Origin of the sequence: Pseudobacter ginsenosidimutans, assembly GCF_007970185.1 — a bacterium.
In the GTDB taxonomy this organism is placed as follows: domain Bacteria; phylum Bacteroidota; class Bacteroidia; order Chitinophagales; family Chitinophagaceae; genus Pseudobacter; species Pseudobacter ginsenosidimutans.
Window position 1 is genome coordinate 7,240,192 of sequence record NZ_CP042431.1, and the last position, 18,845, is coordinate 7,259,036.

At 47.3% G+C, this 18,845-nt stretch carries 16 protein-coding genes; 5 read left to right on the forward strand and 11 right to left on the reverse strand.

Annotation, left to right across the window (positions count from 1 at the left end):
• Positions 1-11: 11 nt before the first annotated feature.
• The 3 genes from FSB84_RS28270 to FSB84_RS28280 are packed head-to-tail and all read right to left on the reverse strand — an operon-like array spanning position 12 to position 5,392.
• Positions 12-644: a hypothetical protein gene (locus FSB84_RS28270; RefSeq protein WP_130543817.1), complete on the reverse strand. Its 633-nt coding sequence runs from the start codon at positions 642-644 to the stop codon at positions 12-14.
• Between the two features lie 51 nt (positions 645-695).
• Complete coding sequence (locus FSB84_RS28275) at positions 696-2,360, reverse strand: TonB-dependent receptor (protein ID WP_130543818.1); 1,665 nt, start codon at positions 2,358-2,360, stop codon at positions 696-698.
• A 5-nt stretch (positions 2,361-2,365) separates the two neighbouring features.
• Positions 2,366-5,392: a tetratricopeptide repeat protein gene (locus tag FSB84_RS28280; RefSeq protein ID WP_130543819.1), complete on the reverse strand. Its 3,027-nt coding sequence runs from the start codon at positions 5,390-5,392 to the stop codon at positions 2,366-2,368.
• A gap of 192 nt (positions 5,393-5,584) precedes the next feature.
• Between FSB84_RS28280 and FSB84_RS28285 the strand changes: the two genes are divergently transcribed.
• Together FSB84_RS28285 and FSB84_RS28290 are read left to right on the forward strand one after the other, a co-directional pair.
• A complete protein-coding gene (locus tag FSB84_RS28285) occupies positions 5,585-5,992 on the forward strand; it encodes a DoxX family protein (RefSeq protein ID WP_130543820.1) in 408 nt (135 codons plus the stop codon).
• Between the two features lie 9 nt (positions 5,993-6,001).
• Complete coding sequence (locus FSB84_RS28290; RefSeq protein ID WP_130543821.1) at positions 6,002-6,421, forward strand: acyl-CoA thioesterase; 420 nt, start codon at positions 6,002-6,004, stop codon at positions 6,419-6,421.
• A 231-nt stretch (positions 6,422-6,652) separates the two neighbouring features.
• On the opposite strand, the gene dacB is transcribed toward FSB84_RS28290, so the two are convergent.
• Positions 6,653-8,065 carry a D-alanyl-D-alanine carboxypeptidase/D-alanyl-D-alanine endopeptidase gene (gene dacB / locus FSB84_RS28295; RefSeq protein WP_130543822.1) on the reverse strand — a complete coding sequence of 471 codons (1,413 nt, stop codon included), beginning with the start codon at positions 8,063-8,065 and terminating at the stop codon, positions 6,653-6,655.
• A 66-nt stretch (positions 8,066-8,131) separates the two neighbouring features.
• Between dacB and FSB84_RS28300 the strand changes: the two genes are divergently transcribed.
• On the forward strand, positions 8,132-9,385 hold the full coding sequence (locus FSB84_RS28300) for a CinA family nicotinamide mononucleotide deamidase-related protein (RefSeq protein ID WP_130543823.1): 1,254 nt from the start codon (positions 8,132-8,134) through the stop codon (positions 9,383-9,385).
• 90 nt (positions 9,386-9,475) lie between these two features.
• The gene (locus FSB84_RS28305) at positions 9,476-10,837 is read left to right on the forward strand and encodes a dihydrolipoamide acetyltransferase family protein (RefSeq protein ID WP_130543824.1); all 1,362 of its coding nucleotides are present in this window, start codon (positions 9,476-9,478) and stop codon (positions 10,835-10,837) included.
• A gap of 149 nt (positions 10,838-10,986) precedes the next feature.
• On the opposite strand, the gene FSB84_RS28310 is transcribed toward FSB84_RS28305, so the two are convergent.
• From FSB84_RS28310 to FSB84_RS28320, 3 genes are all read right to left on the reverse strand, one after another.
• Complete coding sequence (locus tag FSB84_RS28310; protein WP_130543825.1) at positions 10,987-11,166, reverse strand: hypothetical protein; 180 nt, start codon at positions 11,164-11,166, stop codon at positions 10,987-10,989.
• A 30-nt stretch (positions 11,167-11,196) separates the two neighbouring features.
• Positions 11,197-11,646: a DUF6934 family protein gene (locus FSB84_RS28315; protein ID WP_130543826.1), complete on the reverse strand. Its 450-nt coding sequence runs from the start codon at positions 11,644-11,646 to the stop codon at positions 11,197-11,199.
• Positions 11,647-11,923: 277 nt separating this feature from the next.
• The gene (locus FSB84_RS28320; protein ID WP_130543827.1) at positions 11,924-12,424 is read right to left on the reverse strand and encodes a SixA phosphatase family protein; all 501 of its coding nucleotides are present in this window, start codon (positions 12,422-12,424) and stop codon (positions 11,924-11,926) included.
• Between the two features lie 162 nt (positions 12,425-12,586).
• Between FSB84_RS28320 and FSB84_RS28325 the strand changes: the two genes are divergently transcribed.
• Positions 12,587-13,303, forward strand: a complete 717-nt coding sequence (locus tag FSB84_RS28325; RefSeq protein ID WP_130543828.1) for a hypothetical protein — start codon at positions 12,587-12,589, stop codon at positions 13,301-13,303.
• A gap of 72 nt (positions 13,304-13,375) precedes the next feature.
• Here FSB84_RS28325 and FSB84_RS28330 read toward each other — a convergent pair whose 3' ends face one another.
• The 4 genes from FSB84_RS28330 to FSB84_RS28345 form a co-directional block, all read right to left on the reverse strand.
• Positions 13,376-16,342: an alpha/beta hydrolase family protein gene (locus FSB84_RS28330; protein ID WP_130543829.1), complete on the reverse strand. Its 2,967-nt coding sequence runs from the start codon at positions 16,340-16,342 to the stop codon at positions 13,376-13,378.
• A gap of 114 nt (positions 16,343-16,456) precedes the next feature.
• Positions 16,457-17,098: a porin family protein gene (locus tag FSB84_RS28335; protein WP_130543830.1), complete on the reverse strand. Its 642-nt coding sequence runs from the start codon at positions 17,096-17,098 to the stop codon at positions 16,457-16,459.
• A gap of 33 nt (positions 17,099-17,131) precedes the next feature.
• Positions 17,132-17,830: a porin family protein gene (locus FSB84_RS28340; protein ID WP_130543831.1), complete on the reverse strand. Its 699-nt coding sequence runs from the start codon at positions 17,828-17,830 to the stop codon at positions 17,132-17,134.
• 69 nt (positions 17,831-17,899) lie between these two features.
• Positions 17,900-18,799 (reverse strand): DMT family transporter, encoded by a 900-nt coding sequence (locus tag FSB84_RS28345; protein WP_130543832.1) that lies wholly within the window; start codon positions 18,797-18,799, stop codon positions 17,900-17,902.
• Between the last annotated feature and the right edge of the window lie 46 nt (positions 18,800-18,845).

Below are 18,845 nucleotides of genomic sequence, written 5' to 3' on the forward strand. Positions count from 1 at the left end.
TCTTTACTTTATTACTTTTTGATTTCTATACGTTGCTGGTTGCCCAGTGAGGAGATATTGAACCCTTTTTTGTAAAAATGGAAAAAGGCTGCGCTCAATGCAATGGCGCCGATGATGAGGGCGTAGATCCACCAGCTATCCTTTTCGCGGTGGACAGTTTCTTCGGCATAAATCTCTCCTTCCTGGTGAATGATCTCTTTCGTCACTTCACGATCACCAACCAGCATGGTAGCATGCGTATGCGTACGTACGATCCTCACTGCGGGTGCAGGCTCTTCGTAAGTGGGAATAGCGCCGGCAGACTGAAAGGAGATCTCTCCGGAGGGGTCTTTCCTGAAAGAACCAACCCCGGGCCACAGTTCCTCATTATCATTGCGAAGACGGCTGCGGAGATCATAAGCCCATTCGTTGTACCACTTGATGGCCTCATAATCGGCTATGTCTTTCTGCTGCGCCAGGTAAGTGAAGAAGTCCTTATCAGGTGCATCGAAGTATTTGTCGAAACGAAAATGATAACCGGGAGGCAGGATCCTTTTGTTCACAAAATCGGTCTGTGCCGGGATACGCTCAATGTAAATGGTACCCAGACCAGGGATGGACAGGCTCTTGTTCTGCAATAAATAACTGGTCAGCACTTCCGTCATGTGACGTTGTTTAAAGTTGCGAAACAACAGTATTTTGTTGTGAAATCAAAATCATTTCTGGTTGAAAGAATAAGTAATCCCTCCCAACAGGTTAAACCCAAAGACCTCGTACTGATTCCAGCGCTGGTACTTATTGTTCAGGATATTATTGAACTGCACCCAGAGATTAAGATTCCTGGTAATACGAAATTCTGCTCCTGCATTGAGATCGAACCCGGCCTTGTTCTTATAATCATCTCCTCCCCTCAGGTACCTGGCGCCATCCCAGAGCCAGAACTCGGTACGGAGCATCAGGTCTTTCATCGCCTGCCAGTGCAGGCCTGCATTGAGCTCAACCGGGATCATGCCCCAGGCTTTCTTTTCCACTTTCATATTGTAGTAATTGGAAAAAGTGAAACCGGCCTTTGCCCCAAACTGCTCGCCTACATTGTAAGCAGCTTCGGTATGCAAACGGATGGCATTGAACTTGGGCTCATAGTGGATGAGGAAGGTCTTACCATCGATATCATCATTCACAAACAGGGGCTGATTGCGCAGCGTCAGCAAACTGAATTTTGCAGAGTAGCTGAAATGGTTGCCCACAGAGCCTTTCAAACCAGCAAATCTTTCCTCGATACGGGTATTGTACATGCTGTCTGGTTGCGCCAGCCAGGGATTGATACTGGCAAAGCGCTGGTAGCTTCCTTTCTCATAATAACCTAGCCATCCGAGTTGCAGGGTGAACTGCTTGTCGTTGGTAGTGATATCGGCCATGATATTGGGCAGCATATGGAAATTCTTCTGGTCCCAGCTGGGAATGATCCCGCCCTGGATGAAGAGATTATCTGATTTATACTGAAGCGCGGCATTCACCATATAAAGGTTATTGCTTTGCTTGAGTGATGGCATGGAAAGCGCAGTATTCTCTTCCCTTTCATAACGGGTCAGGTCAGCAGTGGCGCCGAGCTGGAAGGCGAAATCTTCCCCGAAAGTCTTTTCCAACGGCAGATTCAATACAGTATTGGTTTCCTTTCCTTTTACGGAATGATTATCGCCGAAGGAACTGATTTTTAGATTCGGATGATAATTCAGTCCGAATTCCGTGGGCTCGATATTACGGAGATCAACTCTTCCTTCGATGGTTTGAAAACGCTGACGGAGGTCCTTCTTGTCGAACACCAGTGTTTTGGGTTCGTAGCCGTAGAGATAATAATCATCGCTCTTGAAACCCAGGCGGGCATTAACTTCCAGGTTGTTATTGGTTTTGTAGGTCATTGCTGCGCCTACACTGGTCATGCTGTTCTTTTGAAAATCCAGGCTGCCCTTGCTGGTATAATGATCTGCAAAAACATTGAAGAATGTATTCTTGAAATCACCAAAACTGAAACCTGCCTTCACATAGGGCTGGTGCACGTTGCCGATGCCAACCTTGATGAAATTGCTGTACTGCCAGGCAGTGATGGAATCCATCTCCAGCGCCATGGGCTTCAGTTCAGCCGGCTGATAGGTGAAGAAAAGATTTTGCACCGGAATGGAATAGCTCATCCTGGGTTTGGATGTGTCCACTGCCGGAGGGGCTGCATTGAAATTGATCTTGGCAGCCTCGCGCAGTACCGGTTTGAAAGTACTGGTGATATCGATGGACTTGCGTTTGGTGGTGTCCTGCGCCTTTGAAAGCACCGGCATTACCGAACAGCATACGATGAATGATAAGAGGGCTATATTGGTTCTTTTCATTGTAATCAGTTGTTGATCTTACTGTTTTTCTTCTCCTCGATGATGGTTTCATCCAGTTTGCGTTGCGCTTCCTTTCGGAGTTCCTCGATGCGCGCATTCTCTACAACACTCTGGAAAGTGGCTTTGGCATTGAAGTAATCCTGTTGGTTGAAGTAAATATCCCCTAACAGGATATAGGCTTTCGTAACCCAGTTTTCGTAAGAACCGGATTTGTTGATCACTTCAAAAGCGGCTTTCTCGGCATCTTTCATCCTGCCTTCGCTGAACATGCAACTGGCGATCTCATAACGGGCTTCTGCACCATAGGCAGATTTGCTGAGCGATACCACTGTACGGAATTGCGTAATGGCCTGATCACACTGGTTATTGTTCTGGAAAGATTTGGCAATGGCCATATTCGCCATCGTTTTATCATCGGTACCGATACCTTTCTGACTGAGAAGATCACGCGCATTCTCCACGGCATCGCTCCATTTCTTCAACTGGTACTGGCTGCGAAGCAGGCCACGCATGGCTTCCAGCTTATTCTCCTGTGAAGTGGCGAAATCCTTGAGACGGGTGAAATACTTCTCGGCCTTTTCGTAATTTTTGAGATCGAAGAAATTCAGACGGGCTGCATTCAGCAGGGATTTCTCACCGTACTTGTGCGGAACGCGGTCCGCCAGTATTTCGTAACCGGCAACTGCTTTTGCCCAGTCTTTTTGGTTGAAATAGATCTCACTCTTATAGTACAATGCTTCCAGAGAATGTTTTCCTTCAGGGAACCTGGTTACATAATCTTCAAATGCTTTGGCGGCGGCGGAGAAATTACCGTTATTGAATTGCACTTCTGCTGCCTGGTATGCAAGTTCTTCTTCCTGGCTGCCGCTTACTTCCTTGCCCATGCTGCGGGCAAAGTTCACGTACTCGTTGGTCTTACCCTGTTCCACGTAGATGGTGCGTGCATTTTCCAGCGCCGCATCAGATTCCACGGAATTGGGGAACTGTTTGATCACAGCCGTATACTGGTTCAGCGCTTCTGTATTGTTATCGAGATTGTAATAGGCGATACCCAGCTTCAGATAAGCCTTGGGCTTGAGCGAAGAATTGGGATCGGACACAACATTTTTCAAATAAGGGATCGCTTCGCGGAATTGTTCGCCAGCCAAATAAGTGGTGGCGATCTCCATATTCGCATCACTCACCAGCGATGATGCTGGATATTTCCTGCTGATGCCGCTGAGCAGGTTGATCTTCTCTTTACCACTGTTCACCCCGGCGATCATAGCTTTCTGAAAAGTGGCGTAATCGCTTTGAGGCCAGGAATAGTCGAGTACCTTGTTGTACATGTCCTGCGCTTTTTTGTAATCGCGGCTCATGTAATAGCAATCGGCTGTGCGCACGTAGGCGTCCTGTTCCAGTGGTGATGAATTGAGCCTTGGTGTTGATACCACCTGCTCGAAGAATCCCTGCGCCTGTTTATAATTCTCTTTTCTCAGGTAGGCATAACCGAGATTGTATTTTGCATTCAGCGGACTGGCTTCTCCTTCCACTGCGCCGGACTTGAGATAGTTGAAATAGTACTGGATGGCATCGTCCGTTTTATTGAGACGATAAGCGATCTCTCCTTTCCAGAACTGTACGTAAGGCAGTACGCTGCTGTTTTCCGGCAGGGCTTCTGCGCGGGTGAGCAGTTCATTGGCAGTTACGAGCATTCCATCATTGATGAGCTCGGTTGCGCGGCCGTAAAGTATTTTCGGATAGAGTCTCCTGGCATTGGGCGAAGGGTTCTTTACTCCTTCCAGCAGCGCCAGGGCATCTTTGTAATTGTTGGTATTGGCCAGCACATTGATCAGCAGTTCGCGGGCTTCCGCATTGTATTCAGACTGCGGATAGGCAGCCAGGAATTTCTGCAGTTCGGTAAGGGCCACATCCTGGTAGCCGAGCTCGAAGGAGAGCTTGGCGTAATTGAAGGTGGAGATCTCTTTTTGTTTCGCATTGCTGCTGTTGGTGGCGCAGATGAAGAAGGCATTGCGCGCATTGGCCTTCTGACCGGTTTTCAGGTATGCATCACCGAGAAGGTACATTGCGTTCTGCGCCAGTGAGTCCTGGTTACCGCTGATCTGTTTGAAACCATCGATGGCTTTATTGAGGTTGTTGGCCTGGTAGTAGCAGTAGCTGAGCTCATACACATCTTCTCTCCTCACCTTATCGGATTTGGTGACGTAGGTCTCGAGATAAGGAAGGGCTTTGGCATATTCCTTTTTCTCGAAATAAGCATGCCCTACTATCTGGCGCATTTCGAGATCATAGTAGAGATTGCCTCTTTTGAGTTTGTTCTCTGCATATTCCAGCGCTTTGTCTTTTTGACCGAGCGCATAGTAGATATTGGCGATATAGTAAGGCACTACCTGTCCGTATTGCGGATGGTCTTCCACAATCCCGAATGCGTCCAGCGCCTTGCGATATTCCTTATCGTTGAAAGCGAGGAAGCCGTAGTAATAGTTTGCATCGATGTAATTGGGATCGTCCTTCATTTGCCGGATGGCATCGAATAAGGGTTTTGCCTTATCGAATTGTTTGGCATTGAAGTAGGCATAGCCCTGGTGGAATTTGAGATCGGCAATTTCACGGTTGCTGAGGTTCTCGATATTGGTGGCTTCGTACTGTTCGAGCGCTTTTGCATAATCGCCCTGCCGGAAATAATATTCGGCCAGATGAAAGCTCATCATTTGTACGCGGGAGTTATTATCTTCCAGATCAATGAAGTCCCGGGCTTTTTCTACCGCGCCGCGCTCATTCTGTTTGAGGGCGCAAACGGTTGTATAGTATTTTATTTCCTGGGCAGTGATTGCCTGATCAGTGCGGTCGTGATCGCGCAATTGTAACTGAAGATCTTTCAGTATGGGATAGGCAAGGCTGTATTGTTCGCGCTGGAAAAATTCTTTTGCCTGCTTGAATGTACCCTGAGGGTCATTGATAAATCTCGTTTGCTGGGCAATAGAACCTTGAATGGAAAGAGCCAGGACGCAAAAGGCTGTGATTTTTTTCATTCCAATATCCGTTTGAAATAGAGGACAACAGTGTAAATACTATTGTAACGTGGTAAAGATTCTAAATATTTTATCTTCAACCAAACATCGTTCCAAACACCTGTGGATAAGTGTCAGGATTAACATTTCTTTTTCATTATGTATTACAAAAACAAAACCACTACTTTTGGAAACTGAAAAATTTTCAATCTTATGAGCAAACTGATGTCTACCAGTTACACAACTGGTTCCTTTAACCTCGCCACTTTATTGATGCGCCTCAGCTTCGGCGCACTGATGATCAACCACGGTCTGCAGAAATTCAAGGCCTTCGATGCCATTAAACCAAAATTCATGAGCCTTTTCGGATTGGGCCAGGGCTTCACATTGGGTCTGGTGATATTTGCCGAAGTGATCTGCGCTGGTCTGGTGCTGATCGGATTGTTCACACGTTTTGCTACCATCCCTGTGATCATCGTAATGTGCGTTGCCCTCTTTATGGCGCATAAAGGTTTGATCTTCGGCGAAGGTGAAATGGCAGCACTCTTTCTTTCCGGTTACCTGGCCCTCCTGATTGTTGGTCCCGGTAAGATCAGTGTTGATGGAATGGCAGGCAAATAAGAGATATCTATGTACATCACTTCAACTCCCATCCGTGTACGTTATGCCGAAACTGATCAGATGGATGTAGTCTATCACGGCAACTATGCCCAGTACTTTGAAGTAGCCAGGGCAGAATCCATCCGTTCATTGGGCTTTACATATAAAGACATGGAAGCGGCGGGCGTGATCATGCCCATTGTAGAACTGCAATGCAAGTTCTTGCGCCCCGCCCATTATGACGACCTGCTCAGTGTAAAAACAACCTTGAGAGAACTGCCGGTGAACCATCGTATAGAATTTCACCAGGAAGTATTCAATGAAGCAGGTAAATTGCTCACCGTTGGTCATGTGGTATTGTATTTCCTGAATGCAACCACCCGTGAGAAAACGGTGATGCCGGAGCAGCTTCGTCAAAGACTGGAGCCTTTTTTCAACGGCAATGCCTGATCGAAGGTTGTATGATGGGAGGAATGAATTAATATTTACTTAATCGATGCAGGCTTGCATTCATACGCGAAATCTTTTTTCTTTGCACCATCCAATACCTGAAAGACCTGTCCAAATCCAGAAAAACCGATCCAGATCCTGAAAAACCAACAGAGAAAACCGGACCTCGGAAAACCCATTTCCAAAACGTCCTTTGAAAAACATCCCACGGATGTTTTTCTTTTTTTATCCCTACTTCAATACATCCAGCACTTTATAGATCTTCTTCACGGTCTCACCCGATCCTCCATTGTAATTGTTGATGATGATAGCAAAAGAATATTTCGTTCCATCCTTTGCAGTATGATAACCCGCAAAAGCGCGGCTGCCTCCGATGGAACCACTCTTCATCTTCATGCCGTTGTATAACGGTAATGAATAGTAGAAACTGTTGTACCAGGGGCGGCCTTTTGCAAATTGCAAAACGCGCACCAGGGCATCGGTAGTAACGCGGTTCTGTGGAGAGAGACCACTGCCATCCATGATATTGATGGCTCCTTTTTCGATGCCTCTCTCCTGCCAGAAATTGCGCAGCAGGCTGGCGCCGTCATCGGTATTGCCGTTTCCATTTTTTTCGAAAGCGATCCTTTTCAGCAACGCTTCGCCAAACAGGTTCACGCTTTTCTGCAGGAACCAGTAATTGATGCTGTCAAATGTTGGCGAAGCAATGGAATCCAGAACTGCTGTAGGTTTCCGGAGAGGCTGCCCGGAAAGGTAAGCCCCGGATGCAGTCTGTACTTTACCGCTGAATTTGATGCCACCCTGTACCATTTTCGATTTGAGTGTTTCACCAAAAACGAGTCCGGGATGCGGCATGGAACCGGAGATAGTGAAACTCTTTTCATTGGCAGGAATGGTGCCTGAAGTAAATGCCCTGCTGCTGTAGGGGGCTGCGAAAATATATCCGTTATCGCCACTACCCTGTTTGCCCACACGAATATCATTGATGAGTTGAAGATTCGGGATGGAGGGTGAGATATTTTTTACCGTGGTGAGGCCGCCGCAGCAGTCGCCGGCTGATAATGTGAGATCGTATTGGTTCTCGTGCCAGTTGATACCCCAGCATCCTGCGCCATAATAGTTTCCCATATCTGTCCAGATCCAGCCACCGGGCAGCGGGTCCTGCGTATAGGAATGATCATCGATCCAGATATTGCCTTTGATGGTATGGATCTTATGTTTATGAAGAATGGAAATGATCTCGTCCATTATTGCTTTTTCTTTGGTGGCAGCCCATCGCCAGCTGCCTGCAGTGGGATCGCCTCCGCCCACAACAAACAGATCGCCATTTAATACGCCCTGTTGCACTGGCTGATCACGCGCTATCCGGGTATAGAACCTGAATTGTTGTCCTAATAATTCATAAGCAGCAGCACTGGTGAAAAGCTTTTGCGTACTGGCCGGCGCAAGGCCCGTCTGTTCCTGCCTGCCGAATACCTGCTCACCTGTTGTGGTGTTCACTACACAGAGACTGATGATGGCATGCTTGAATGCAGGATCTGCTTCCAGCTGAACAATGGTTTCTTCGAGTTTCTGAGCAACGGACTGGGCATTCACCTGCACACACAAATTCAACAGGAATGCTACATAGAGGATCTTCTTCATGCGATGTTCGATTACAACATGAAAATACAGATTTGTGACTACCTTTGAACCCAATTATTCAAATCTATGCAGCAGGTATTTGCCTCTATCATCACCATCGGAGATGAACTACTGATTGGACAGGTAACGGATACGAATAGTCCATGGATGGCACAGGAACTCAACAAGACCGGCATTTGGCTCAAAAGAAGAGTGGCTGTGGGTGACCTGAAAGAAGAGATCGTACATGCGCTGGACGAGCAGAGCAAGGATTGCCAGATCATCATCATGACCGGCGGCCTCGGCCCTACTGCAGATGATATCACCAAGCAGGTACTCAACGATTATTTCGGTGGGAATATGGTCACAGACCAGCGGACCCTGGAGCATATCAGATATCTTTTTGAAAAAGTATACAGGCGGCCCATCATCCAGCGCAACCTGGAACAGGCCGATGTGCCCGATGTTTGTACCGTACTGTTCAATGAACGCGGTTCCGCACCCGGTATGTGGTTTGAACGGGATGGAAGGGTGTTTGTATCGCTTCCCGGTGTGCCGCATGAAATGAAAGGACTGATGCTCAAAGAAGTGTTGCCCCGCCTGCAACAGCATTTCACCATGCCCTTCATCAGCCATCGCACCCTCCTCACTGCCGGCGTAGGCGAATCTTTCCTGGCAGAGATGATCAAAGATTGGGAAGCACAACTACCTCCGCATATAAAACTGGCGTATCTTCCACATTATAGTATGGTGCGCCTCCGCATCACCGGCTCCGGAGCATCGAAAGAAAAACTGGAAAATGATCTGGACCAGCAGTTCGCTCAACTGAAACAACTGGTGGCAGAACATATGGTGGTGGATGAAGACAAACCGCTGCAACAGGTAGTGGGCGATCTGCTGAAACAACGCCATAAAACGATGGCAACCGCTGAAAGCTGTACTGGTGGCTATATTGCGCACCTGATCACCAGCATTGCCGGAAGCAGCGACTATTTCAAAGGCACTGTTGTGAGTTATGCAAATGAAGTGAAAGAAAATGTGCTGAAAGTATCGCATGATACACTGATACAGGATGGCGCAGTAAGTGAATCCACCGTGCGCCAGATGGTGCAGGGAGCATTGATCACACTCAACACCGATTTTGCCGTGGCCACCAGCGGCATCATGGGGCCAGGAGGCGGATCAGAGACCAAACCTGTGGGAACTGTATGGATCGCCGCAGGAAATAAGGATGAGATCGTTACGCAATTGTTTCATTTCCGGTTCGACAGGGCCAGGAATATTGAAATGGCGGCCATCAACGCCCTCAACCTCTTGAGAAAGTTCATAGCAAGCCATTAGAGTGCGAACAGTTGTTAGCAAAATCATTACCTTTGGCCCGACAATTGATCAAACCAAGAATCATCAAAACAATAAAACCTCCGATCAACTATGGCAGTTGTTGACTTAATAATGCCTAAACTGGGTGAAAGTATCATGGAAGCCACCATTCTGAAGTGGCATAAACAACCCGGTGACCCGGTGAAAATGGATGAAACCGTATTGGAGATCGCCACCGATAAGGTAGACAGTGAAGTGCCATCCACTGCGGAAGGTGTGATTGAAGAGATCCTGTTCAATGTAAATGATGTGGTGCCCATCGGTACTGCCATTGCGCGTATCCGCGTTGGCGCTGCCGAACCTGCCCAGGCTTCTGCTGCTCCTTCTGCGCCTGCTGCCGGCGATGCACCTGCCGCTGCTGCAGTGGAAACAGCCCCCGCCGTAGCCGTGCAAACACAAACCGCCACTGCTGCTGCAAGACCAGCCTCCAACGGAACTGCCAACAGATTCTATTCACCGCTCGTGCTCAATATCGCCGCCAGCGAAGGCGTTAGCATGGTTGATCTTGAAAATATTCCAGGCACCGGCAATGAAGGCCGTGTGACCAAGAAAGATATCCTGGCATTTGTGGAAGCCAGAAAATCCGGCAAGACCATTTCTACGCCGGTAACAGTTACGGACAACCGGAATGCTGTAGCTCAGCCTGCCAGCAAAGCAGATGTGATTGCCACTTCTACGGATAACCATGTGGTTTCTTATTCCGGCAATGCAGAGATCATCGAGATGGACCGCATGCGCAAACTCATTGCAGAGCATATGGTGCGCAGCGTTCATACCAGCCCACACGTGACCAGCTTCACCGAAGCCGATGTTACCAATATGGTTCTCTGGAGAGATCGCGTCAAGAAAGAATTTGAAAAGAGAGAAGGAGAGAAACTCACTTTCACTCCGCTTTTCATTGAGGCGATCGTTCGCTGCCTGAAAAAATACCCCTGGCTCAACAGCAGCCTGGATGGCAACAAGATCATCGTGAAGAAAGATATCAATATCGGAATGGCCGCTGCCCTTCCTTCCGGCAATCTGATCGTTCCTGTGATCAAGAACGCTGATCAGCTGAACCTGGTTGGACTGAGCAAACAGGTGAACGGTCTGGCGAATGCCGCACGCAATAACAAGCTGAAACCAGACGATACACAGGGAGGCACATTCACCCTCACCAATGTGGGCACATTCGGCAGCCTGATGGGAACCCCCATCATCAACCAGCCGCAGGTAGCCATCCTGGCTGTAGGCGCTATCAAGAAACGTCCGATGGTGATTGAGACAGCGCAGGGCGACAGCATTGCCATCAGGCATATGATGTACCTGAGCATGAGCTATGACCACCGTATCATCGACGGAGCACTCGGCGCCACTTTCCTCAACGCCGTTGCCAAAGAACTGGAACAGTTCGATCCGGCGAGAACCATCTAGATTTGTTTGTGTTACTTGCTATACAAGCTGCCTCCGCACAGGGGCAGCTTTTTTTGGCGCTCACCTTTTTTGAAAGCATATTCTGTTGTACGAAAAAAGAGCCTCTGCCAGAGGCTCAATATTTGACTCACCTGCATACGAAGAAAAGATCAATCACAGAGCGTGCCTCCCATTTGAACAATGATTTTCTTCGCCTCTTCCAGGTTTCGAATATACCAGGAGAACTTACTGATATCCGGAATTGAATTATCCCGCTCTACATGCTTTTGGTATAAAGGATATTTTTTGTAATCCTCATTGGTATGTTCTTTTGCTTCAGGGAAATTCATAAGCTATTTATTTTTTGATGTGATACAGATCTATTTTTTTACTGCAATAAATGCCTGATAGTTGATACCAGCTTGAATTGGCCCCGATACTCCATCATTGATTCCATAAACATGAAAATGCTCTTCAATCTCATTCAGATTAGCATTGATGCCCATCTGGTACAGCCTGGTCCGCACCGGAGTAGCGCCTTTTGCAAAAACAACGAACTTTTTGTGGTCCTCGTTGAATGCAAGGACCGTAGCAGCAACCGTTGCTAAAACCTTATCACGGTCCCCGTTATTGGAAACAGACAAATGATTAGGGTTACTGGCCCCATCACAATTATCTCCAAAATCAAGGTTATAAATATCGAATCCGTTGAAAAAGCCCACTTTAATATACCTGACTACTTTTCTGATGATCCCGTTGGGACCATTACTTTCAAATGCAAAAACCTCATTGTTCTCATCGGCCCGGAAGGCATATTTTTCCAGATGCATTCAATCAAATTTTGGGTAAGGCAAATCAATAGCGTAATGCCTGCTGCATGCATATATGAATAAGCTTAGACTTAAGCATAAATACAAGCAAATGCATTCATTGCTGAACTGGTTTTGAACGTCTGGTTTTGTGTGATGTGTGAATCCTGAAGTGGTAATTGGCGTAGCGTGTCAGAAAATGTACAATCAAATGTACAACAATTTCCCAAAAAAATACATCACCAAAAAAAAATTTCCAGGTGATGTATTAAGATCGGTTGTTGATTACTGTTAGTTGTCAATAACTCACTCTCTCAAACAGTATCTTCTTTCCTCCCTTCCTGTAATGAATAATGAAGATCTGATCATACACGGTCTCAGGCAGATCGCCATCTACTTTTGTTTCTCCCGCCAGTCCATTGGCAATATCATCGATGGTATTGCTATGACCAACTATCAGCGTGTTCCTCTTCAGCAGTTTCATTTGCTGAATGAAAGCTGAATCAGGCCTGGGGCCATAAATTTGCACAGGAATATTCATGAGTTTACTGAGTGGCTCCGCGGTAGACCTCGTGCGGATGGTATTGGTGGAATAGATATGGCGAATATTCTTGTCGTGCAAAACCTTTTTCAATGCATCGGCCCGCTGCAATCCCATTGTACTGAGCGGCGGATCATTAGGAGTGTTCATCACAGGGCCATCCCCGGGAACGGCTTTCTCGGCATGCCTGACCACATAATAGGTATGGGAGCAGCCTGTCAGCATCATGAACAGGAACACAGTTGGTAAGCATTTCATGTAGGTTGTTTTGATTAAGTACTTCCTGAAATTAATAATCTCCGGAACATTCCAGTATTAATTTTTCATCGTCTGCCTGAGGCCGGCAGCTCTTTTCCAACAGCTTGAAAATCTCGCATTTTTTCCGTAAATTCAGGTTAGTACTCCCTAAATGGCTCGATTATGAAAACACTCTCCGAAACCTGGTTCGCCGAAGGATACGTGGATTTTGAGCTGAAAAAATACACCCTGCTCGCCTATCTTCAGGAAGTGAACAAGTATTTCAATGAGAATAAGCTCTACCCGCAGCTTTCTGATGTGATCTTCCATTATGAAAACCTGGTAGCCCTCCGCAACAACAAGAAATACCTGCAGGAACAATTTCCCAAACGACTGACAGGCGTACAACTCCAGCAACTGCAACTGCTTTACGAACAGATCATCGAAGATGATGAACTGATGCAGGAACTGGAAGACATCATCAATTACTCCGCCACGGAAATCCAAACCACCATCAGCAGCGGCACTGCCATCTACGAGTTCGTGGAGGAAAAGCTCACCATCTTCCCCGTAGGATTGGTGCCACTCGACAGCAATGAAGGCTATTTCTTCCTCAGCGAAGGGAGGCGTCGCAATACCCGTGTATATCAGTATAAGCTCAGCATCTTCGAGAAGCACGATGAAAAATTCAGGTCCATCAAAACAGAATACCTCGATGAATGGTCCCGGAGCATCGCCAACTCTTATGAGAACATCAAATCTGAGCTTCTGCGCCTGCGCAAAGGACTTCCTAACCCTGCCGTATATTCGATCGAAACAGATCTCAGTTTCCCGGTGGATGAAACCCTTCTGCCTGTTGCCAAAAGAAGTTTGGTAAGATACCTGTCCACCGCAGCATAACGTCCATCAACATCTGTCAATAAAAAAGGGATGCAGTCAATGCTGCATCCCTTTCACATATCATAAAAGCAATCAGAAGCCTGCTTTTGTACTATTGCTGGTTTCAGTGCCAGTACCCCAGTCGATACCCTTCTCTGTGGCCGGAACACCTTCTGTCATCCATTTGGGTGCGGGGGCTCCTTTCAGGTAATGATCAAAGAACTGGCCCAGGCGGATACTCAAATCCTTGCGGTTCCTTCTTTCCACCAGGTTATGATCTTCACCGTTGTACTGCAGCATCCATACTTTCTTGCCCAGCCTGCGCAAGGCAGTAAAATATTCGATGCCCTGGTACCAGGGAACTGCACCATCCATATCATTGTGCATGATCAGCAGCGGCGTATTCACTTTGTTGGCGGTGAACAACGGAGAGTTCTTGATATAAAGATCCTGTCTCTGCCACAAGGTAGCGCCAATACGGCTTTGCGTGCGTTCATACTGGAATTGCCTGTTCAGTCCGCTTCCCCAGCGGATGCCACCATATGCGCTTGTCATATTCGCTACAGGAGCGCCGGCGCCGGCAGCAGCAAACATATTGGTGCGTGTAACAAGATAGGCCACCTGGTAGCCGCCCCAGCTTTGACCCTGGATAGCCATTTTGGTAGAGTCCACAAATGGCAGCCTGGCGAGCATCTTCGCGGCAGACACTACAGAGTTGTAAGCGCTTTCACCTGGCTGACCATTCTTGTACCAGATATTCGGATCAAACACCAGGTAGCCATTACTCACGAAATAAGGAATATTCACAACCGAAGCGCTCGGAGCCGGTGCACGATAATTGTACAGGTTATCCGCATTGCGTTCGTAGAAATAGAAGATCACGGGGTACTTCTTTTTGGGATCGAAGTTCTCCGGCTTGAAGAGCAGTCCTTCAGATTCCTTTCCATCGAACATTTTCCATTTCATCAGTTCAACAGTCAGCCAGTTGTAATCTTTCTGTTGCGGGTTGATATCGCTGAGTTTGGTGAAGTTCTGCAGATCGGACGACACATTCAAATTCATTGGCTCCCTGATGTCCATCATACCGAGCATATATATTTCCGCATCTTTTGCTTTCGCGCTAAATACCATGCCATAAGGTCCCATATAGAGTTTTACAGGATCTCCGTGCACATCCAGTTTCTTTGTGAAATAACCACCATACTTGCTGGTGTGGTCAAAGGCCTCGAAGAGCAGTTGCTCGTTTAGTTTCACAAAGCGGGCTTCCCTATCGGTAGTGAGTATGCGCAATTCGATCTTGTTCTTTTTACCAAAACCATTCGTGATATTGACAGGTGCTGCCTTGCCGGTAGGGTCGATCTGCCAGATATCATAGCGGTCATAGATCAGTACAGCCTCATCATTCTCCAGCCATTTGGCGAAGCCGAAATTACCGGGATCATCGGGGTGATCATCTTCATCGTCCCAGAAACGGGTGGTGGTTATTTTGGAAGTGAGGTCACGGGTCTGGCCGGTAGCCACTTCGTAAGCAAAATAGTTCTTCTTTTCAGGATCATACCATGCTACAAATCTTGCGGACGGTGATGTACTAAAGCCGCCGCGTTTTTTCTCTTTCACCAGTTTGCGTGAAGCATCCGCAGTTGAAATGAGAAAGGCATTATTGTACGAAAAGCCCTGCCATTGTGAAGCCACCCGATTCCCTTTGGAACTGAAGGCCAGCACAAAATCAGCATTGCCTTCATTGGCTGTGAATACATTCTCAGCATCATCGGCGCCCAGCTGCACTGCATTTTTTGCATCAGGATTATTGAATACAGCCAGATAACTTCTGCGGAGATCCGATTGCAGGTTCAGCAGTTGCTGCGGCTGCAGGTAATCGTCCTTATAATTCCAGATATCGAGGCGGGCTGTTTCAAAGTCCACCAGCGATGTGTCTTTAGGCTTACGGATGGGCAGCAATCCGAAGTAGAGTTTTTGTCCATCCTTACTGAACTGCGGCGTGTAGGAATCGCTAACCGTAAGTCCTTTGGCAATGCCTGGTGTATTCCTGTCTGCGCGCATATGCGCACTGTCGTCACCCGCTTTGTAATACCAGAGCCTGTGGAATTTCACCAGGGCTTTGGCAACACTATCGCGTTCGGCTGTGAATGCCAGCTGTGTTCCTTCCTTATCGAAAGAAAAATTACGGGCATCATTGAATTTACGCATGACCGTATCCGTTTTACCGGAAGGTAATGAGGTCCAGAGTATGAGCGATTGCGTGAGGGAATCATTGTTCTTGCGGGTGGTTTCCACCAGCAGCACATTTCCCTTTTCGCTGAAATCATAATCGGAGACGAGTGTATATTTTCTTTCTTCGCCTGTATAGAGATTCTTCAGCACCAGCTCTGTTCCTTCTTCCACCGGATCATCATTCTTTGGGCCGGGCTTTCCCTCTTTTTTGGCCGGCTGGAGAATGGACAATCCTTTGGTGCGTGCTTCCACCGCTTTTTTACGGAGACTGTCAGATACGCGGATAAGGCTATCGGCCATTTTCTCCAGGTTGGAGAGTTGTGTAAGCGAGTCCGGTTTGGCCGGCACTTTGGGAGGGCCAGGTAATGCTTTCTCCATGAGATAAGCCACCCATTGTCCTGTTCCTTTTTCCGGAGTTTTGAAACCTTTCACGCGGGGTACGCGGAAAATGCTGTCTTTTCCGAATTCAAAGATCACGAGTGTGTCTTTGGGCATTTCGTCCGGCTTTTTCTTTTTGATACGCGCTTCGCGCAGATCTTTGAAGAAAGGTTTCAGACGGAAGATAACAAACCGGTTATCCGGCGTGATCACTGCATTGGCGCCACGGGCGAATTCTTTTTTGAAACTGTTGTCGGTTGCCTGGATCACCAGGGTACCGTCGCCTTCCTGCGGATTGATGGTATAGGCCACATATTTTCCATTGTTGCTGATGGATCTTTCTCCAATGGCTTGCCAGCCATCATACACCGAATGATCCAGAGGTTTTTTCTGGGCCTGCGCCATCGTAGCCAGAAGCAGGGCCGATAATAACAGGGGGGTTGTCTTCATACCGGAAAATGTTTACTAGTAGACGTTAAATTAACAGAAATTACTGCAATGTTGCACAAAAAAGGAAGGGCGGAAAAATTCCGCCCTCCGGGTGTTGAATATTATTGGTAAAGCTTATTGCAGCAGGTAGCCGATACTAACATTGAAGGATGAGCTCCGCATCTTGATATCGTAAGGATTGTATTGGGGATTTTCCTCATACACATTCAGCAAACCAGTATTGGCACTCAGGCTGAAGGTCAGGCCATTAGGCAGATCGAAACCGAATATCCAGCCAAGGCCCAGATCAAATCTTTTGAGGCCACCTGGATTGAAAACATCCACTTTCGTATCGCCCACAGTGGTCTTGCCACCGATCCCGTAGCTGAAAACCGGCCCGCCTCCAAGATAGATGGCGGCGCCTGAACGGGGGAATGTTTTGTGGAAAAGGAAATTGACAGGCAGCTCCAGGTAATAGGGCCTGAATTTCACTTTTGCAGTATAACCGTTTTCATCAACATCTTCAATGGTGCTTCCTTTGGAAACGATCAGCAGTTCCGGTCTGATGTGAAAGTTCCTGCCGGCAGGCATATCTGCGATCATGCCGATATGAAAACCGGCAGCACTGTTACCACTTTCGCTTTCCATATCTCCATTAACGGTGCCGGTCATACGCAGATTGCTTAGAGTGAAGCCGCCTTTGACGCCGAGGCGCGTTTGACTCCAGGCAACTGAGAAAGCGAACAGTAATGCAAAGAGGGTAATTGTTTTTTTCATCGGTTAATATGGGGGTTAAAGATTTTCAGTTTTTCAGCTTCGCTTCCTGCCAAGCAGGTATCCTACCGATACAGCATAATTGAAATTGATCACCTTTGTATTGGTGTTCACCAAATGCGAATTGTTCACGTCATTGAATGCACGATGAACGCTCAGCTCTCCCGTTAATCCAAAAGGCAGATCGATACCAGCCGCCAGCACAGCGCCGAAGCTGGTTTTCTTATACCAGTCTTCTTCCTGAGATGCGTAAACGGAAATTTGCTCTCCCAGATCAGTACCTGTCCGCGATCCCCCATAGTTCTTCGCTTTTCCGGACAACGCAAATCCAATATAAGGGCCTCCTCCCAGGTATAAAGCAAGATGCTTCATCTGATGATAATACACAAAATGCACAGGAATCTCTAAAAAATCGGCCTTCAGGGTTTCTTCATAAAAACGATAAACCGAACCTTCAGTAGAGCTCGTTCCATATTTGGCCATTCTCCGGGAAAAGAGCAGGTCCGGTCTGATATGGAATTTCTGAGTTACGGGGATATCGGCCGTTAATCCGGCATGAAAGTCAGTGTGGAGATCATACCTGTCTATATGTTTTCCGGTACCGGAACCATTCTTCTCTTTACCTACAGGTTGATTGAAGTTCAATCCTCCCTTCACTCCTACCCGGAGCTGGGCATTGAGGAAAATGGATAACAAAAGGCATAAGCAGGTGGCAAGGCAATATTTTTTGTGCATAAGAAAAGGTTGATAAACCCTGATAAAATACTCAGGGTTTATCAACCTTCCAAACAAATATCTCAGCTTTTACTCAGCTTTAACCTTTTGGGCTGCCAGCTTCTTTCCTGATCTGTACACAAGGAAAGTTTGCAACAGCACGGAACATACGATTAATCCCAGGCCTGCATAGAAAGCATCTGTCAGCATCTTATCTTCCCGGAAGAGCAGGAATGCGAGCGTGATGCCGTAGAGCGGCTCCAGGTTATACGTCAGGTTCACGGTAAATGCAGAGATCTTTTTCAGTGCGTGCATAGACAACTGGAATGCCCACACCGTGCAAACCCATGCCAGGATCAGCAGCCAGATGATATCAGACCAGCCCGGCACCAGGTTCTCTGTAGGGAAGATATGCAGGTAAAGCGGCAGCACCAGCGTCAGGAAAAAGAATCCTCCCGTGAGCTCATACAGTGTAACGGTTTCAGTGGAATGGTTTCGGAGCAATCCCCTGTTCATGATCGGGAATACACTACCAAGCATGGCGGAAATGATCCCGATGATGATGCCAACCTTGTAAGTAGGATCGAAATGGAAGATCAGGGAAATGCCGAGCACCGCTATCAGTCCAAGTAACAATTCAATATAATTGAACCTGTTCCTCGTAATGAGCGGTTCCATGATGGCGGTAAAGAATCCGATTGATGAGAAACATACCAGCGCAACCGATACGTTGGAATATTTGATACTGGCGTAAAACGTGATCCAGTGAAGCGTGGCAATAATACCAACACCTGTGATCTTCATCATTTCCCTGGCGGAGATGCGCTGCAGTTTTTTCTGGAACGCGAACAGGGCCCACATGGTAACGATGGTAAAGAGCAGGCGGTACCAGACCAGCAATGCTTCATTAAGAGTGATCAGTTTACCCAATATAGCTGTGAAGCCGGCTATGAAAACGGCTGTGTGTAGTTGAATGAATGCTTTTCGCATGGAATAAAATATTCAAAGATGATATGCCATGTTGGATGGCAATTAA